We start from the raw sequence: 16,620 nt of genomic DNA on the forward strand, positions 1-16,620 counted from the left end.
CAGCAGCAGGGGGTAGCGGGGCCGGGCGGGGCTGGCACGGCGGATGCCGCGGGCGCAAGGCCGCGCCGATGTCGGAGGTCCGCGCGAAGATGAAGGCATGGCCGATGTGCTCGCCCGATTCTCCGCGCCCACCGCGGACTGGTTCCGTGGCGCGTTCTCCCAGCCCACGTCGGCGCAGGCCGGTGCGTGGGAGGCCATCTCCGCCGGCAAGCACGCCCTCGTGGTCGCCCCGACCGGCTCGGGCAAGACGCTCTCGGCGTTCCTGTGGGCGATCGACCGCATCTTCCGCGACAAGGTGGCGGCCGGCCCCGTCGATGACAAACCGGCGAAGCGCAGAAAGGCGGATGCCGCGCCGGCCGACACCCGCGTCCTGTACGTCTCACCGCTGAAGGCGCTGGGCGTCGACGTCGAGCGCAACCTGCGGTCGCCCCTCGTCGGCATCGGACAGTCGGCGCGCCGCCTCGGTCAGCCCGTCCCCGACGTGACGGTCGGAGTGAGATCGGGCGACACCTCCTCAGCCGACCGGCGCGCCCTGGTCGCCCGACCACCCGACATCCTCATCACGACGCCCGAGTCGCTCTACCTGATGCTCACGTCGCAGGCATCCGAGACGCTGCGCGGCGTCCACACCGTCATCGTCGACGAGGTGCACGCGGTGGCGGCCACGAAGCGCGGTGCGCACCTTGCCGTCAGCCTCGAACGCCTCGATGCGCTGCTCGAGAAGCCGGCGCAGCGCATCGGCCTCTCGGCCACCGTGCGTCCGATCGACGAGGTGGCGCGCTTCCTCGGCGGCGCCGCTCCGGTCGAGATCGTCGCCCCGAAGGCGTCGAAGGCGTTCGATCTCAATGTCGTCGTGCCGATCCCCGACATGCTGCATCCCCCGGCCCCGCCCGGCGCCGAGGATGCGGGTGCCGCCAGCGCTCCGAGCGGCCGCGACGACGGGGACGACGACGGCGAAGATGACGATGGCGACGGGGCCTGGTACCGCGCGCCGCAGGCGACGGAGGTCACCGGCTCGGTCTGGCCTCACGTCGAGGAGGCGATCGTCGACCGCATCCTGCAGCACCGCTCGACGATCGTGTTCTCGAACTCGCGTCGCCTCGCCGAGCGCCTGACCGGACGCCTGAACGAGATCTACACCGAGCGTCTCAGGGGCGACCTTCCCGACCCCGCCGTCCCCGCGGGCATGTGGGCCCACGGAGCGGAGGCTCCGGGCGGCGCGAAAGCGACGTCCGGAGGGGCGCAGGCCGGCGCCTCCGCCGGCGCCGAGCCGGTGCTCGCGAAGGCGCACCACGGCTCGGTGTCGAAGGAGCAGCGCGCTCAGGTCGAGGACGAGCTCAAGTCGGGCGTGCTCCGCTGTGTCGTGGCGACCTCGAGCCTCGAGCTCGGCATCGACATGGGCGCGGTCGACCTCGTCATCCAGGTCGAGGCGCCGCCGTCGGCGGCATCCGGACTCCAGCGCGTCGGACGCGCCGGCCACCAGGTCGGCGAGGTCAGCCGCGCGGCGCTGTTCCCCAAGCACCGCGGCGACGTGCTGCATACCGCCGTCGTCACCGAGCGGATGCTGGCGGGCAAGATCGAGGCGATCGCGGTTCCGCAGAACCCCCTCGACATCCTCGCTCAGCAGACGATCGCCGCGTGCGCGACCGGCACGATCGAGGTCGAGGCCTGGTTCGAGACGGTTCGGCGCAGCGCGCCCTTCCGCACGCTCCCCCGCTCGGCGTACGAAGCGACGCTCGATCTGCTCGCGGGCCGCTTCCCCTCCGACGAGTTCGCCGAGCTGCGCCCGCGGCTGGTGTGGGACCGCGATCAGGGCACGCTCACGGGGCGCCCCGGCGCGCAGCGCATCGCTGTCACGAGCGGTGGCACGATCCCCGACCGCGGCCTGTTCGGGGTCTTCGTCGCCGGCGAAAGCCGTAACGCACGCGTCGGCGAGCTCGACGAGGAGATGGTCTACGAGTCGCGCGTCAACGACGTGTTCACTCTCGGTACGACCAGCTGGCGCATCGTCGAGATCACGCATGACCGGGTCAACGTCGTGCCCGCGTTCGGCCAACCGGGCAAGCTCCCCTTCTGGCACGGCGACGGCCTGGGGCGCCCGGCCGAGCTCGGCGAAGCGCTGGGGAAGTTCAGCCGCGAGGTGTCGGCAGCCGGCCCCGAGAAGGCGTCCGAGCGGCTGCGCGAATCGGGGCTCGACGACTATGCGATCGAGAACCTCCTGGCTCACCTCGCCGAGCAGCGGGAGGCCACCGGCAGCCTGCCCACCGACCGAACGCTGACCGTCGAGCGCTCCCGCGACGAGGTCGGCGACTGGCGCGTCATCCTGCATTCCCCGTATGGCATGCACGTGCACGCTCCGTGGGCGCTGGCCGTCAACGCACGCATCCGAGAGCGTCTCGGGGTCGAAGGCGCGGCCGTCGCGAGCGATGACGGCATCATCGCGCGCGTCCCCGACGCGGCTGCCGAACCGCCCGGCGCCGACCTCTTCGTCTTCGACGCCGACGAACTCGAACAGATCGTCACCGACGAGGTCGGCGGCTCCGCGCTGTTCGCCTCGCGCTTCCGGGAGTGCGCGGCCCGCGCCCTGCTGCTGCCGAGACTGAACCCGAACAAGCGCGCGCCGCTGTGGCAGCAGCGGCAGCGGTCGGCGCAGCTGCTCGAGGTCGCGCGGCGGCATCCGTCGTTCCCGATCATCCTCGAGACGCTCCGCGAAGTGCTGCAGGACGTCTACGACCTGCCGGCACTCCTCCGCATCACGCGCAGCATCGCCGACCGCCGCATCCGTCTCGTCGAGACGACCACGTCGCAGCCGTCGCCGTACGCTCGCGATCTGCTCTTCGGCTACGTCGGCGCGTTCATGTACGAGGGCGATTCGCCGCTCGCCGAACGCCGCGCCGCGGCTCTGTCCGTCGATCCCGCGCTGCTTTCGGAGCTCCTCGGCAAGGTCGAGATGCGCGAGCTGCTCGACCCCGAGGTCATCGCCCAGTTCGAGCGCGAGGCGCAGCGTCTGGCCCCCGACAGACGCGCGCGCGGGGTCGAGGGCGTCGCCGATCTGCTCCGCATCCTGGGCCCGCTCGCCGCCGACGAGGTCGCAGCACGCCTCGAAGAGTCCGCCGGCACCGGCACAGCGGAGGAGTCCGGCACAGCGGAGGACGCGCACGCCGCGCCCGCTCCTGCCGACGGGGGCTCCCCTCCCGCGCACCGCGTCGCCGAGGCCGCCGACCTGCTGCAACAGCTCGTGACCGCCCGCCGCGCGATCCCGGTCACGATCGCAGGCGTGCAGCGGACGGCGGCGATCGAGGATGCCGGACGCCTGCGCGACGCGCTGGGCGCGGCGCTCCCCGTGGGAATCCCCACCGCCTTCCTCGAGCCGGTCGTCGACCCCCTCGCCGATCTCGTCGCACGCCATGCACGAACGCATGGGCCGTTCCGCACCGCGGATGTCGCGACGCGGCTCGGCATCGGCACCGCCGTGGCGCGTCAGACGCTGCAGCGGCTCGAGTCGCAGGGGCGCATCGCGAGCGGCTACTTCCTGCCCGAGACCTCCGGCAGCGAGGCCGACGACCTCGAATGGTGCGACTCCGAGGTGCTGCGCCGGCTGCGGATGCGGTCGCTCGCGGCGATCCGGGGCAGCGTCGAGCCGGTGTCGCCCGAGGCGTTCGCGCGGTTCCTGCCCGTGTGGCAGCACGTCACCCGGCCGCTGGAGGGCGTCGACGGCGTCGCCGCCGTGATCGAGCAGCTCGCCGGTGTCCCGATTCCCGCGAGCGCGTGGGAGTCGCTCATCCTTCCCTCGCGGGTGCGTGACTACGCGCCGGGAATGCTCGACGAGCTCACCGCCACCGGCGAGGTCGTGTGGTCCGGGCACGGCACTCTGCCCGGGCGCGACGGCTGGATCGCGCTCCATCCCGCCGACATGGCTCCCCTCACGCTCGCGCTGGCCGACGCCGACTCCGAGGCCGACGAGTCGTCGACCGCAGGCGATCTCGACGTCCGTATCCTCGAGGCTCTCGCCGTCGGCGGCGGCTGGTTCGCGGGGCAGCTCGTCGCCGCGATCGGCGCCCCCAACGAGCAGAGCGTGCTCGACGCGCTCTGGCGTCTCGCGTGGGCGGGCCGGCTGACCAACGACACGTTCACGCCGGTGCGCTCCCTCCTCTCGGGCGGATCGCAGGCTCACCGCAGCGCCCGCCGCACACCGCGGTCCCGCCTGTACCGCGGCACACCTCTGGCGCGCCCCACGACGCCGGCGGCGCCGCGCCCGTCGACGCTCGGCGGGCGGTGGTCGCTCCTGCCCGCCGTCGAGCCCGATCCATCGCTCCGCGTCACGGCATCGGCGGGGCTCCTGCTCGACCGCTACGGCGTCGTCACCCGGGGCAGCGTGCAGTCCGAGGGTGTTCCCGGCGGTTTCGCGCAGGTCTATCGCGTTCTCGCGGGCTTCGAAGAGGCGGGCCACTGCCGCCGCGGCTATGTCATCGAGACCCTCGGCGCCGCGCAGTTCGCGGCATCCGTCACCGTCGACCGCCTGCGTGAGTTCGCAGCGCTCCCCGATCCGCCGCCGCGGCGCGCGGTCACACTGGCCGCGACCGACCCGGCGAATCCCTACGGTGCAGCCCTCGGCTGGCCGGCGCTCGAGGGCGTCTCGCATCGACCGGGCCGGAAGGCCGGCGGCGTCGTGGTGCTCGTCGACGGTGCGCTCGTGCTCTATCTCGAGCGCGGCGGGCGTTCGGCGCTCGCCTTCACCGACGACGAGGAGGTGCTGACCGCGGCCGCAGCCGATCTCGTGAGAACGGCTCAGGCGCGCCGCCTCGACACCCTCACCGTCGAGCAGGTCAACGGCGAGTTCGTCTACAACACCCCGACCGGGCGGGCGCTGCGTGCGGGCGGTTTCGTCGAGTCGTCGCGCGGCCTCACGCTGCGCCGACTGACCGCGGGCTCGCGGGCGGCGATGTCGGGAAGCGGCGAGCGTGCCTGAGGGTGACACCGTCTTCCGGGCGGCGCGGAAGCTGGGTGAGGCGCTCGTCGGTCAGGAGGTCACGCGCTTCGACGTCCGTGTTCCCGGCAGTGCGACAGCCGACCTGCGCGGCGAGACCGTCTCGTCGTCCATCGCCCGCGGCAAGCACCTGCTGCTGCGCCTGGGCGCATTCAGCTTGCACTCGCACCTGAAGATGGAGGGCCGCTGGCACGTCTACCGGCACGGTGAGCGCTGGCGGGCGCCCGCCTTCCAGGCACGCGCGATCGTCGGAACGCGCGACCGGGATGCCGTCGGCTTCGAGCTCGCGATGGTCGAGGTCCTCCCGACCGCCGAGGAGGACCGCCTCGTCGGCCACCTCGGGCCCGACCTGCTCGGTCCCGACTGGGACCTGGCCGAAGCGGCGCGGCGCGTGGGCACGGATGAACGCGCCGCCCACGTCGCCCTGCTCGACCAGCGGAACGTCGCCGGCTTCGGAAACGTCTACGCGAACGAGCTTCTCTTCGTGCGCGGCATCCTGCCCACGACCCCTGCCACCCAGATCGACGCGACCGCCGTGCTCGAGACCGGGTACCGGATGATCCACGCCAATCGCGATCGCGCGGCGCGCACCTTCACCGGCAACGACCGGCCCGGCCAGCGGATGTGGGTCTACGGCCGCGAGAACAAGCCGTGCCGCCGGTGCGGGACGCTGATCCGTGCCGGCGAGATCGGAGCGCTGCCTACGAGCGAGCGCAACATCTTCTGGTGCCCACGCTGCCAGACCTGACGCGCGGCCAGACCTGAGCGCACGCCGAGCGAGAGAGCGCTCAGCGGCCGATGTACCGACCGGGGCGGTGGTTCAGCACGAGCACGACGCTCAGCACGACCGCGCCGGCGGCACTCAGCAGCACGGCGGGCCACGGCAGCACCAGCAACGCGGACGCGATGATCACGACGTCGAAGATCATCTGGGTCCATCCGGCGCTGAAGCCCATTCGCTCCTGCAGCACGAGGGCGATGATGTTCACTCCGCCGAGGCTCGAACGGTGCCGGAACAGGATCAGCAGCCCGACGCCGGCGAGCAGATTGCCGCCGAGCGTGCCGTAGATCGGTTCGATGCTGGCGAACTCGAGCAGGTGCTGGTGCACGAAGGTGAACGCCGAGACCAGGCCGATCGAGACGAAAGTGCGGATCGTGAACGACACACCCTTCTTCCACAGGGCCAGCGCCGCGAACGGCGCGTTCACGACAGCGAACAGCACCGGGAACGACCATCCGGTCGCGTAGCCAAGGAGCAGCGCGAGGCCGGCGGTGCCGCCGGTGACCGAGCCGGACGACTGCAGGAGGTACAGCCCGAGGGATGCCACGAACGTGCCGGTCACGATCCCGAGCAGGTCCTCCGCGCGGGTGTGGCGCGTCAGCGCGGCCTCGAAGACGAGCGACGGTCCTGTCGACGGTGCACGAGAAGGCTCCACCCGCCCATCCTCGCAAACGGCGGCGCCCGCGGGGGTCACCGCGGCGCGAGCCGGGCATGTTATCGCGCGAAGGTCAGCTCGCACACCCCTTCGACCTCAGCGGCTGCGCATCGCACGCTTGTTCCAGCAAACCGGTCGACCTGCCGCTCCGAATGATTCGTGGGAATGAAAACGCGGGTCGCGGGGTTGTTTCCAGTACTCAGTACCGGACCCGGAACTGTCGGAGGGGATCGTGGGCAAGAACTACATCGACATCGAGAACGACCGCGGAGAGACGCTGCGCTATCGCAAGCACGCGAACGGTCGGGGCTTGATCGCGAACGGGGCCAAGGTGCACCCGACCGCACTGGTCGAAGCAGGCGCCTACGTCGAACCCGGAGTCCAGGTCGCGGCGGGCGTTCACATCGGCCGCGGCGTGTGGATCGAGCGCGAGGCCGTCATCGGCCCGAACGTCGAGATCGCGCCGCACGCGCACGTCGGCTCCGGCGCCGCCATCGGTCCGCGGGCGAAGATCGGCATCCGCGCGTTCATCGGCGCGCACGCGCACGTGGCGGGCGGCTCTCTCATCGGCGACGACGAGAACATCGCCGACGGCGAGCACGTGGCTACCGACCAGCGCGGGCTCCGTCTGGCCGCGTGACCCGCCAGCGGTAGCCGCCGCAGCGTCGACGATCGGCGTGCCCGCAGCGCGCGGGCCCGCCGATCGTGTCCGCCCCGGGATACGCTTCAGGCATGACACCCGGACGTTCCTCGGGCCGCCCCGCGCGTAGCGGCGGCCGAGGCGGCCGTGCCCCCGGGCGCCGTGGCGCCGCGGCATCCGGACAGCGGCCCGCCGCCCGCAGAACCGACCGCACCTCGGGAAGCCGGCGCGAGACGGATGCCGCTGCGCCGGACCTCAGCGCGCTCGGCGCCTTCCGCCTCGGCGCTGCCCCCGGTGCCACGCCCGGCAAGTGGATCGACGTGTGGAAGCAGCGGATGCCGGGTAACCCGCTCGACCTCGTCACCGTCGGATTCGCCGATCAGGCTGCGGCCCTCGCGGGCGGCGACGTCGACGCGGCGCTCGTGCGGCTGCCGATCGACCGCGACGGGCTGAGCGTGATCCCGCTTTATGACGAGACCACCGTCGCCGTGTGCAGCGTCGATTCCGCGCTCACCGCCGCCGATGAGCTGACCCTCGCCGATCTCACGGGAGAGGTCGTGATGGTCCCCGGTGACGACGCCCTCGACCTCGAGGTGCCCGGCGCCGACGCTCCGGCTTTCGCCCAGCTGTCCACGACGGAGGATGCGGTCGCGACGGCGGCGACAGGTGTCGGGATCGTGCTCGTGCCCATGTCGCTCGCGCGGCTGCACCATCGCAAGGACGCGACCTACCGACCCGTGGTCGACGCTCCCACCTCGACCGTTGCGCTCGCCTGGCGGGCCGAGGCCACGACCCCGCTCGTAGAGACGTTCATCGGCATCGTCCGCGGCCGCACCGCGAACTCGTCGCGCTGATACGCTGCGGCGCTCACGCGCTGACACGCCGGCACGCGTCCCATGAGCGCCGCGGATCACGCCCCGTGCAGCCGCCGCGCTCCGTCCGGGATCGCTCCACGCACGGGCGTGCGAGCCAGCAGGGCGGCCGCGTCGATCGGATCGTCCGCTGCGGCGGCATCCGGATCCGTCTCGAGATCGACCACGACCGGAGCCGGCAGCCGCATGGCCGCGCGAGCGTCCCGCGCCCGCGCCTCGACCCCCGCCGCGTCGGCCGGCCGGCGCACCCGCCAGCCCCGGGGTGCGGCGACGGCGTCCAGCCGGTCGAGCGTCGCGAGGAGCTCGGCGGGGTCGGTGATGATCACGCGGACGGTCATCGGGCCATTGTCCCCCGCCCGTCACGGAAGGTCATCCCCACCGGCCGGGTTCGGTGCGGACCATAGACTTTCGGCATGGCCCCGCTCGTGTACGTCTGCGTGCGCCCGCAGCAGGAGGCCGCGGAGGCGGAGTACGCGTCGTTCCGCACCGCCATGGGCCTCGATGAATCCGGGCTCGATCGCGTCGACCTGACGCGCGATCCGCTGCCCGACGACGCGTTCGACCGCTGGCGCGGTTTCGTCGTCGGCGGCAGTCCGTTCAACGCTACCGACGATCCGGCGGCGAAGCCGGAGGGACAACTGCGACTGGAGGCCGACCTCGCGCGCATCGCCGAGGCGGCGGCATCCGGGCGGACGGCGGCGCTGTTCACCTGCTTCGGCATCGGCGTGGCCACGACCCACCTCGGCGGCACGATCTCACGCGACTACCCCGAGGACACCGGACCGACGAACGTGACCCTGACGGATGCCGGCCGCGCCGACCCCCTGCTCGGTTCCCTCAGCCCGACCTTCACCGCGCTCACCGCGCACAAGGAGGGCACCGAGACACTGCCCGCCGGAGCCGTCCTGCTCGCCACGAACGACGACTGCCCGGTGCAGGCCTACCGGGTGGGTGACCGCCTGTACGCCACGCAGTTCCACCCCGAGCCGACTCCGCGAGACTTTACCGAGCGCATGACGGTGTACCGCAACGACGGCTACTTCGACGCGGCAGACTACGACCGCGTCGCGGCCCGAGTACTCGCGGCGCCCGTGACCGAGCCGAGCCGCTTCCTCGCCGCCTTCGCCGCCGCGTTCTGACGGCGGGTGCGATACAGCCGTCGGATCGGCGGTGCGGATGTCGCCTCCGACGTCGATCGCGGCGACACCAGCACCACGAGTCCGACGGATGTATCGGCGCGGCCGGTCGGGCGGTGCGGACCGGCAGTCAGGCGGTGCGGGGACGGCGCAGGATGCCGCGGTGCTCGCGACCGTTCGCGCGCCAGGCCGTGACCGCCGCGGCGGCCACCACCACCACGATGACGGCGACGGCGGCGACGGCGACCGGTGCGGAGTGGGGCTGATCGGTCGTGCGGGCGATCGCGATCCACGCCAGACCCCACGACAGCGCGATGATCGGCGAGGGGCGTCCGCGCGAGAAGGCGGCGATGCCGACGCCGATGGCGGCGACGACCACGAGCACGGCGACACCCCACGCGTCGGCCTGCATGCCCCACGACTCGGGCACGGTCCGGCTGAGCCAGGCGGTGACGTTCGCGACCGTGGCCAGCGACACCCACCCGAGGTGCAGGCCCACCGTGGCATCCATGAGCAGGCGGTCGCCGACCGACTGCGGCCGCGAGCGCACGAGAAGACGGAACGTCCACCCGAGTGCGGCGAGCAGCGCCACGATCGCGACAACTGTCACCGGCAGCGTCGTGAACTGCGCCGCGAGCAGCCATCCCCCGTTGAGCACGGCGGTCAGCGCGATCCACCATCCCACCAGCCGCTGCCGGTCGCGCGAGCGCTGCGACGGCAGCGCCTGCCAGATCGTGTAGCTGATCATGAACAGGTAGATGACCGACCAGATGCTGAACGCCTGCGTCCCGGGCGCGAGCACCGTCGAGTCGGCGTCGAGCGCGCCGCCCTGCAGGTCGCGCACGTTCGTCCCGCCGAAGAGCCCCGTCCCGACCATCGCGGCGATGATCATGAAGACGACGGCCGAGATCACGGCGATCTGCCGCACGAGGTCGGACGGCGTCCGCGGGGGCCGGGCGGCGTGGTGCGCTGTGGTGCTCATTCCCCCACGGTAGATCGGGCGCCGCGCCCGGTCATCCGCTTGACAGATCCGGCCCCACGATGACGGCCGAGTTCGGCTCGACGACGAGCAGATCGTCGGCGGTCCGGCTCGGGAGCGTCTCGAGCCAGACGCGGTCACCGCTCAGCTCGACCCGCCACGGCTCCGTCGACAGGTTGACCAGCACGCGTGCGCGTCCGCGCTGCAGGTCGTACAGCCGGCCGCCCTCGCCCTCGGTCGCTCCGGCGCCGCGCGCGGTGAACCGGGGGTCGGTCAGGTCGGGCACCGAGCGGCGCAGTCGGCCCAGTTCGCGGTACAGCGCCAGCAGGCGGGCATGATCGCCTTCGTCGGTCTCGGTCCAGTCGAGCTTCGACCGCAGGAACGTCGCCGGGTCGTTGGGGTCGGGCACGAGGTCCTCGTCCCACCCCATCTCGGCGAACTCCTGCTTGCGGCCCGCTGCCGTCGCCTCGGCGAGCTCCGGCTCGGGGTGCGAGGTGAAGAACTGCCACGGAGTGGACGCCCCCCACTCCTCGCCCATGAACAGCATCGGGGTTCCCGGCGCCGTCAGCGTCAGGACGGCCGCCACGGCGAGCCGGTCGGCGTCGAGCGTCGCCGAGAGCCGGTCGCCCGCCGCACGGTTGCCGATCTGGTCGTGATCCTGCGCGAAGGTGACGAGCCGCCACGACGGCGACTCCGGCGGAATCGGCCGCCCGTGCTCGCGACCCCGGAACGACGAATACGTGCCGTCGTGGAAGAACCCCTCGTTCCAGGTCTTGGGAACGGCATCGAGCGCGTCGAAGTCGGCGTAGTACCCCACCGTCTCACCCGTGAGCGCGACGTGCACGGAATGGTGCCAGTCGTCCGACCACTGCGCCGTCATCCCATGACCACCGGCCTCGCGCGGCAGGATCATGACGGGATCGTTCATGTCGCTCTCGGCGATGAGCGTGAGCGGGCGCCCGAGGTGCGTGCTGAGCGCGTCGACCCGGTCGGCGATCTCGCCGAGGATGTGGAGCGGGCTGTCGTCATCGTGCAGCGCGTGCACGGCGTCGAGCCGCAGGCCGTCGACGTGGAAGTCGCGGAGCCACATCTCGGCGTTGCCGATGATGTACTCGCGCACCGCGTCCTCGTCGAGGTTGACGCTGTCACCCCAGGTGTTGCGGCGGCCGTCGCGAAGGTAGGGGCCGTACTCGGGCAGATAGTTGCCGGATGGTCCGAGGTGGTTGTAGACGACGTCCTGGATGACGGCGAGACCGGCCGCGTGGGCGGCATCCACGAACCGCCGGTATGCCTCCGGCCCGCCGTAGCTCTCCTGCACGGCGTACCAGAGCACCCCGTCGTACCCCCAGTTGTGGGTGCCGTTGAACGCGTTCACCGGCAGCAGCTCGATGTGGGTCACGCCGAGCTCGACGAGATGGTCGAGTCGAGCGATGGCCGCGTCGAGCGTGCCGGCGCTCGTGAAGGTGCCGATGTGCAGCTCGTAGATGATCCCACCCGCGAGCGTCCGCCCCGTCCAGGCCTGATCGGTCCACGCGAACGACGACGGGTCATCGACCGCCGACAGGCCGTGCACGCCGTCGGGCTGCCGGCGCGAGCGCGGATCGGGGCGCGCGTCGTCGCCGTCACCGAGGACGAAGCCGTAGCGGTCTCCCGGGGCGAGGTCGACGTCGGCCGACCACCAGCCGTCCGCCGAGCGGGAGAGCTCGACATCGGCGGCATCCGGTCGACGGAGCCGCACCCGCTCGGGGCGCGGCGCCCATACCTCGATCATGCGTTCTCCTCTGGGGCGGTGGGACGTTGGGCGGTGGGAGGTGCACCGGTCGGACGTTCGGCGGCCAGCAGAGCCACCGGGTACGTGTCGAGCAGGTCGGCCAGCCGCACGGCGCCGCCGTCCCAGGCGCGGCCGGTCAGCTGGTCGGTGTGACGTCCCGGCGGAACCATCACGACCGTGTCGCCCCATCCGCCGCGCGCGGCGAGTCCGACGGGCAGGCGCGTCGCGACGGTCACGGCACCGCCCCGATCGAAGGCCACGGCGTGCTCTGCGGCAGGGCCGACGACGGGCAGCGGCGCGTACCGCGTGAACAGCTCGGGGCGATCGCGACGCAGGCGGAGCGCCCGCGACACGACGAGGAGCTTCGCCGCGCCGGAGTCGTCGATCTCGGGATGCCACCCGCCGTCGAGCTTCGCGAGCAGCTCGCGGCGCTCGACGAAGTCGACGTCGCGACGATTGTCGGGGTCGACGAGCGAGAGATCCCACAGCTCGGTGCCCTGATAGACGTCGGGTACCCCGGGTGCGGTCAGCTGCAGCAGCTTGGCGGCGAGGGAGTTCGATCGCCCGGGCGCGGTCAGCTCACCGACGACCTCCTCGACCGCCGCTCGGGCCTCGCCCGAGGTGGCGGCATCCACCAGCGCGACGATGCGGGCTTCGGCATCCTCATCGGGGTCGGTCCAGGTCGTGATGATGCCGCCCTCGCGCGAGGCCTTCTCGGCGTAGTCGAGCAGCCGCGCGGGCGACGCGGGCCACGCTCCGACGATGGCCTGCCAGAGCAGGTCGTCGAGGCGTCCGTCGCCGGTCGAGGCGATCGTCCGCAGGCGTCCGAGAGCGTCGGACCACCGCTCGGGCATCTCGGCGATGACCGACAGTCGGGCACGGACGTCTTCGCTGCGCTTGGTGTCGTGGGTGCTCAGCGCCGTGAGAGCGTGCGGCCACATCGCCTGGCGGTGGGCCTGCGCGCGGTGGAAGCCCGCGACGTCGAGCGAGAAGACGCCGGGGTCGCCGCCCACCTCGGTGAGCGTGCCGAGACGCGGATACCGGTAGAACGCGCTGTCTTCGACGCCCTTGGCCATGACCGGCCCGGTCGTCTGACCGAATCGGCGGCTCAGCTCGGTGTCGCCCGCCGTGACCAGCGGGGCGAGGGTCGCGATGGCGTCGGCGAGATCGGGACGGGATGCGGATGCCGCGGCGACCGCTTCGGCGACGAGCTCGTCTCCGACCGGCGGATAGACGCGGTACACCGAGAAGCTCGTCAGGAGCTCGGCGAACGCGTCGCGTGCGACATCCTCTCCGAGCTCGTCGCGCACGTCGTCGGGCAGGCAGCGGACGAGCCGGCCCACCTCGGCGGCCTGCAGGGTGTCGGCGACCGCACGCTTGGCCTCGCGGACGATCTCGTCATACGACGCGGGAGCATCCGCCGACCGGAGTGTCGCGTCGAGCTCGTCGAGCCGGCTCTCACCCGCCGGGTCGATGAGCACGCGGTCGATCTCGGCCATCGCGTCGTACCCGGTCGTGCCCGCGGTCGCCCACCAGGAGGGCAGCTGCTCGGCATGGTCGGTGGCGGCGTGCTCGAGGATCTTCTCGACCACGACGTACGCGCCGCCGGTCGCCTCGGCGAGCTGCTCGAGATACCCGCCGGGGTCGGCGAGGCCGTCGGGGTGGTCGATGCGCAGACCGTCGGCCAAGCCCTCGCGCAACCAGCGGAGGATCTCGACGTGGCTCGCCTCGAAGACCGCCGGGACGTCGACGCGCACTCCGGCCAGCGTGTTCACGGCGAAGAAGCGCCGGTAGTTCAGCTCGGTCGCGTCGTCGCGCCAGAACGCGGCACGCCAGTGCTGAGCGGCGAGCACGGCGTCCACGGTGGCCGGGTCGGTCGTCGCGGCCGCGGGTGCTGTCCCGTCGGCGAGCGGCAGCACGTGGTCGTAGTAGCGGGCGACGCCCTCGGCGCCATTCGCCTCGCCGGCCGTCACCGGCGCGACCTCGATCTCACCGGCGGCGACGGCTTCGTGGAGCGTGGAGCCGAGGATCGGCAGGCCGACCTTGCCCCCGCCGTGCTCCCAGTCGATGTCGAACGCCTCGGCGTGGGCCGACCCGCGGCCGCGGCGGAGGACGTCCCACCACCAGGGGTTCTCAGCGGGGACGGCGACGCCCTGGTGGTTCGGCACGATGTCGACGAGCACACCGAGTCCGGCATCCCGGGCGGCGGCCGAGAAGCGCGCGAGCCCCTCGGCGCCGCCGCGGCGGGTGTCGACGATGGTCGGGTCGACGACGTCGTAGCCGTGGTCCGACCCCTCCGCCGCTGCCAGGAGCGGCGAGAGGTAGGCCCAGTCGACGCCGAGGTCGCGGAGGTAGTCCGCGACCTCGGCGGCGGCCGCGAGGTCGAACGCCGGACGGATCTGCAGCCGGTAGGTCGAGATCGGAGCGGTCATCGGCCGGGCAGCTCCGGGGTCGGCGCCTCAGCGGGGATGATGTCGATCGGCGTCGTGTACGCCGCGAGCGATGCCGCGACCGAGTGGTCGGTCTCGGGCTCGGGTTCGGTGTATTCGCCCAGGACGACGAGCGACTTGGCCCGGACCTGCAGCGCGTTGCCGCCCTCGAGGGGCTCGGTGCCGACGAGCTCGCCGCTCGTGTCGATCAGCACCTCCCACCGGTCGGCGTACTGGTCGGAGGGGACGGTGAACTCCACCTCGTCGTCACCGGCGTTGAACAGCACGAAGAAGTGGTCGTCGGAGATGTCCTCGCCGCGACGGTCGCGCTCGCGGATGCCGTCGCCGTTGAGGAAGACGCCGACTGCGCGCCCGAAACCGGAGTCCCAGTCCTCGGGCTGCATCGCCGTGCCGTCGGGGCGCAGCCACATGATGTCGGGCACCGGGGCGCCCTCTTCGCGACGCACCGGGCGCCCGTCGAAGAAGCGGCTGCGCCGGAACGTGGGGTGCAGGCGACGCAGACGCGCGAGGGCTGCGGTGAACTCGATGAGCGGCTGGTCGACCTGATCCCAGTGGATCCAGGTCAGCTCGTTGTCCTGCGCGTAACCGTTGTTGTTGCCCTGCTGGGTGCGGCCGAGCTCGTCGCCGTGGCAGATCATCGGCACGCCCTGGCTCAGCAGCAGCGTCGCGAGGAAGTTCCGCTGCTGCCGGGCGCGCATCGTCAGCACGTGCGGGTCGTCGGTGGGTCCCTCGACGCCCATGTTGTACGAGCGGTTGTGCGACTCGCCGTCGTTGCCGTCCTCGCCATTGGCGTCGTTGTGCTTCTCGTTGTACGACACGAGATCGCGCAGCGTGAACCCGTCATGCGCCGTGACGAAGTTGATGGAGGCCACCGGCCACCGGCCGTCGTGCTCGTAGAGGTCGGCCGAACCGGTCAGGCGCGACGCGAACTCGCCGAGGGTCGATGCCTCGCCGCGCCAGAAGTCGCGGACGGTGTCGCGGTACTTGCCGTTCCACTCCGTCCACTGCGGCGGGAAGTTGCCGACCTGGTAGCCGCCGGGGCCGATGTCCCACGGCTCGGCGATGAGCTTGACCTGCGAGACGATCGGGTCCTGCTGCACGAGCTCGAAGAAGGCCGACAGCCGGTCGACGTCGTAGAACTCGCGCGCGAGGGTCGCGGCGAGGTCGAAGCGGAAGCCGTCGACGTGCATCTCGGTCACCCAGTAGCGCAGCGAGTCCATGATCAGCTGCAGCGCGTGCGGGTTGCCGACGTTGAGGCTGTTCCCGGTGCCGGTGTAGTCGGTGTAGTAGCGCTTGTCGTCGTCCTCGAGGCGGTAGTAGGCCTCGTTGTCGATGCCGCGCATCGAGAGGGTCGGGCCCATGTGGTTGCCCTCGGCGGTGTGGTTGTAGACGACGTCGAGGATGACCTCGATGCCGGCGGCGTGCAGCGCCTTGACCATCGCCTTGAACTCCTGCACCTGCTGGCCGTGGTCGCCCGTGGCCGAGTAAGTGTTCTGGGGCGCGAAGAACGCGATCGTGTTGTAGCCCCAGTAGTTCGACAGTCCCTTCTCCTGCAGCGTGGAGTCGTTGACGAACTGGTGCACCGGCATCAGCTCGATCGCCGTGATGCCGATCTTCTTGAGGTGGTCGATGACGGCGGGGTGTGCGAGGCCGGCGTAGGTCCCGCGGATGTCTTCGGGGATGTCGGGGTGCAGCTGCGTCAGACCCTTGACGTGAGCCTCGTAGATGACGCTCTCGGCGTACGGGATCTTCGGCTGACGGTCGCCCGCCCAGTCGAAGAACGGGTTGACGACGACGCCCTTCATCATGTGAGCGGCCGAATCCTCGTCGTTGAACGAGTCCGGCTCGCCGAAGTTGTAGCCGAACACCGGCTGTCCCCAGTCGATCTGACCCTCGACGGCCTTGGCGTACGGGTCGAGCAGCAGCTTGCTCGGGTTGAACCGCTTGCCGTCGGCCGGATCGTTCGGTCCGTGCACGCGGTATCCGTAGCGCTGGCCCGGCTGCACGTTCGGCAGATAGGCGTGCCACACGAAGGCGTCGACATCGCGCAGCTCGACGCATGTCTCGGTGCCGTCCTCGTCGAAGAGGCACAGCTCCACTTTCTCGGCGCCTTCGCTGAAGAGAGCGAAGTTCGTCCCGTTCCCGTCGTAGGTCGCTCCGAGCGGATACGCGGAACCCGGCCATGCCTGCATGTGATCTCCCCTGTTCGTGTGGCTCACACTACTCAGGCGCAATCACACGACCCGGTGCCCTTGACAAGCCCCCGCCATCGGGTCGACTCGCCACAAGATGCGGATGCACGGGGCTTCGGACCCGCAGATTCTGGCGAGTGGAACGTCCCGGTGGGAG

Annotated in this window: 11 protein-coding genes; 5 read left to right on the top strand and 6 right to left on the bottom strand. The window is 71.6% G+C overall.

The window, feature by feature from the left end; all coding sequences use genetic code 11:
- Positions 1–97: 97 nt before the first annotated feature.
- Positions 98–4,969, top strand: a complete 4,872-nt coding sequence (locus C1N74_RS14315; protein WP_137750778.1) for a DEAD/DEAH box helicase — start codon at positions 98–100, stop codon at positions 4,967–4,969.
- On the top strand, positions 4,962–5,735 hold the full coding sequence (locus C1N74_RS14320; protein WP_064955493.1) for a DNA-formamidopyrimidine glycosylase family protein: 774 nt from the start codon (positions 4,962–4,964) through the stop codon (positions 5,733–5,735). Before C1N74_RS14315 ends, C1N74_RS14320 begins: the two co-directional genes overlap by 8 nt.
- 40 nt (positions 5,736–5,775) lie before the next feature.
- Here C1N74_RS14320 and C1N74_RS14325 read toward each other — a convergent pair whose 3' ends face one another.
- Positions 5,776–6,423: a YitT family protein gene (locus C1N74_RS14325; protein WP_064955494.1), complete on the bottom strand. Its 648-nt coding sequence runs from the start codon at positions 6,421–6,423 to the stop codon at positions 5,776–5,778.
- Positions 6,424–6,655: 232 nt separating this feature from the next.
- Between C1N74_RS14325 and C1N74_RS14330 the strand changes: the two genes are divergently transcribed.
- Both C1N74_RS14330 and C1N74_RS14335 read left to right on the top strand, forming a co-directional pair.
- On the top strand, positions 6,656–7,063 hold the full coding sequence (locus C1N74_RS14330; RefSeq protein ID WP_023953942.1) for a UDP-3-O-(3-hydroxymyristoyl)glucosamine N-acyltransferase: 408 nt from the start codon (positions 6,656–6,658) through the stop codon (positions 7,061–7,063).
- Positions 7,064–7,155: 92 nt separating this feature from the next.
- Positions 7,156–7,917, top strand: coding sequence for a LysR family substrate-binding domain-containing protein (locus tag C1N74_RS14335; protein ID WP_137750779.1), 762 nt, complete (start codon positions 7,156–7,158; stop codon positions 7,915–7,917).
- A 56-nt stretch (positions 7,918–7,973) separates the two neighbouring features.
- On the opposite strand, the gene C1N74_RS14340 is transcribed toward C1N74_RS14335, so the two are convergent.
- On the bottom strand, positions 7,974–8,273 hold the full coding sequence (locus tag C1N74_RS14340; protein WP_023953938.1) for a hypothetical protein: 300 nt from the start codon (positions 8,271–8,273) through the stop codon (positions 7,974–7,976).
- A 75-nt stretch (positions 8,274–8,348) separates the two neighbouring features.
- Here C1N74_RS14340 and C1N74_RS14345 point away from each other — a divergent pair, with 75 nt between their 5' ends.
- Positions 8,349–9,074 carry a GMP synthase gene (locus C1N74_RS14345; protein WP_137750780.1) on the top strand — a complete coding sequence of 242 codons (726 nt, stop codon included), beginning with the start codon at positions 8,349–8,351 and terminating at the stop codon, positions 9,072–9,074.
- A 127-nt stretch (positions 9,075–9,201) separates the two neighbouring features.
- Here the strand turns inward: C1N74_RS14345 and C1N74_RS14350 are convergent, their stop codons facing one another.
- The 4 genes from C1N74_RS14350 to glgX are packed head-to-tail and all read right to left on the bottom strand — an operon-like array spanning position 9,202 to position 16,463.
- Positions 9,202–10,053, bottom strand: a complete 852-nt coding sequence (locus C1N74_RS14350; RefSeq protein WP_137750781.1) for a tryptophan-rich sensory protein — start codon at positions 10,051–10,053, stop codon at positions 9,202–9,204.
- A 31-nt stretch (positions 10,054–10,084) separates the two neighbouring features.
- Complete coding sequence (treZ, locus tag C1N74_RS14355; RefSeq protein WP_023953931.1) at positions 10,085–11,821, bottom strand: malto-oligosyltrehalose trehalohydrolase; 1,737 nt, start codon at positions 11,819–11,821, stop codon at positions 10,085–10,087.
- Entirely contained in the window at positions 11,818–14,253 is a 2,436-nt protein-coding gene (treY, locus tag C1N74_RS14360) for a malto-oligosyltrehalose synthase (RefSeq protein WP_137750782.1), read from the bottom strand. Before treY ends, treZ begins: the two co-directional genes overlap by 4 nt.
- Positions 14,250–16,463 carry a glycogen debranching protein GlgX gene (glgX, locus tag C1N74_RS14365; RefSeq protein WP_023953927.1) on the bottom strand — a complete coding sequence of 738 codons (2,214 nt, stop codon included), beginning with the start codon at positions 16,461–16,463 and terminating at the stop codon, positions 14,250–14,252. Before glgX ends, treY begins: the two co-directional genes overlap by 4 nt.
- Between the last annotated feature and the right edge of the window lie 157 nt (positions 16,464–16,620).

Origin of the sequence: Microbacterium sp. SGAir0570 (genome assembly GCF_005491085.2) — a bacterium.
Lineage (GTDB): Bacteria > Actinomycetota > Actinomycetes > Actinomycetales > Microbacteriaceae > Microbacterium > Microbacterium arborescens.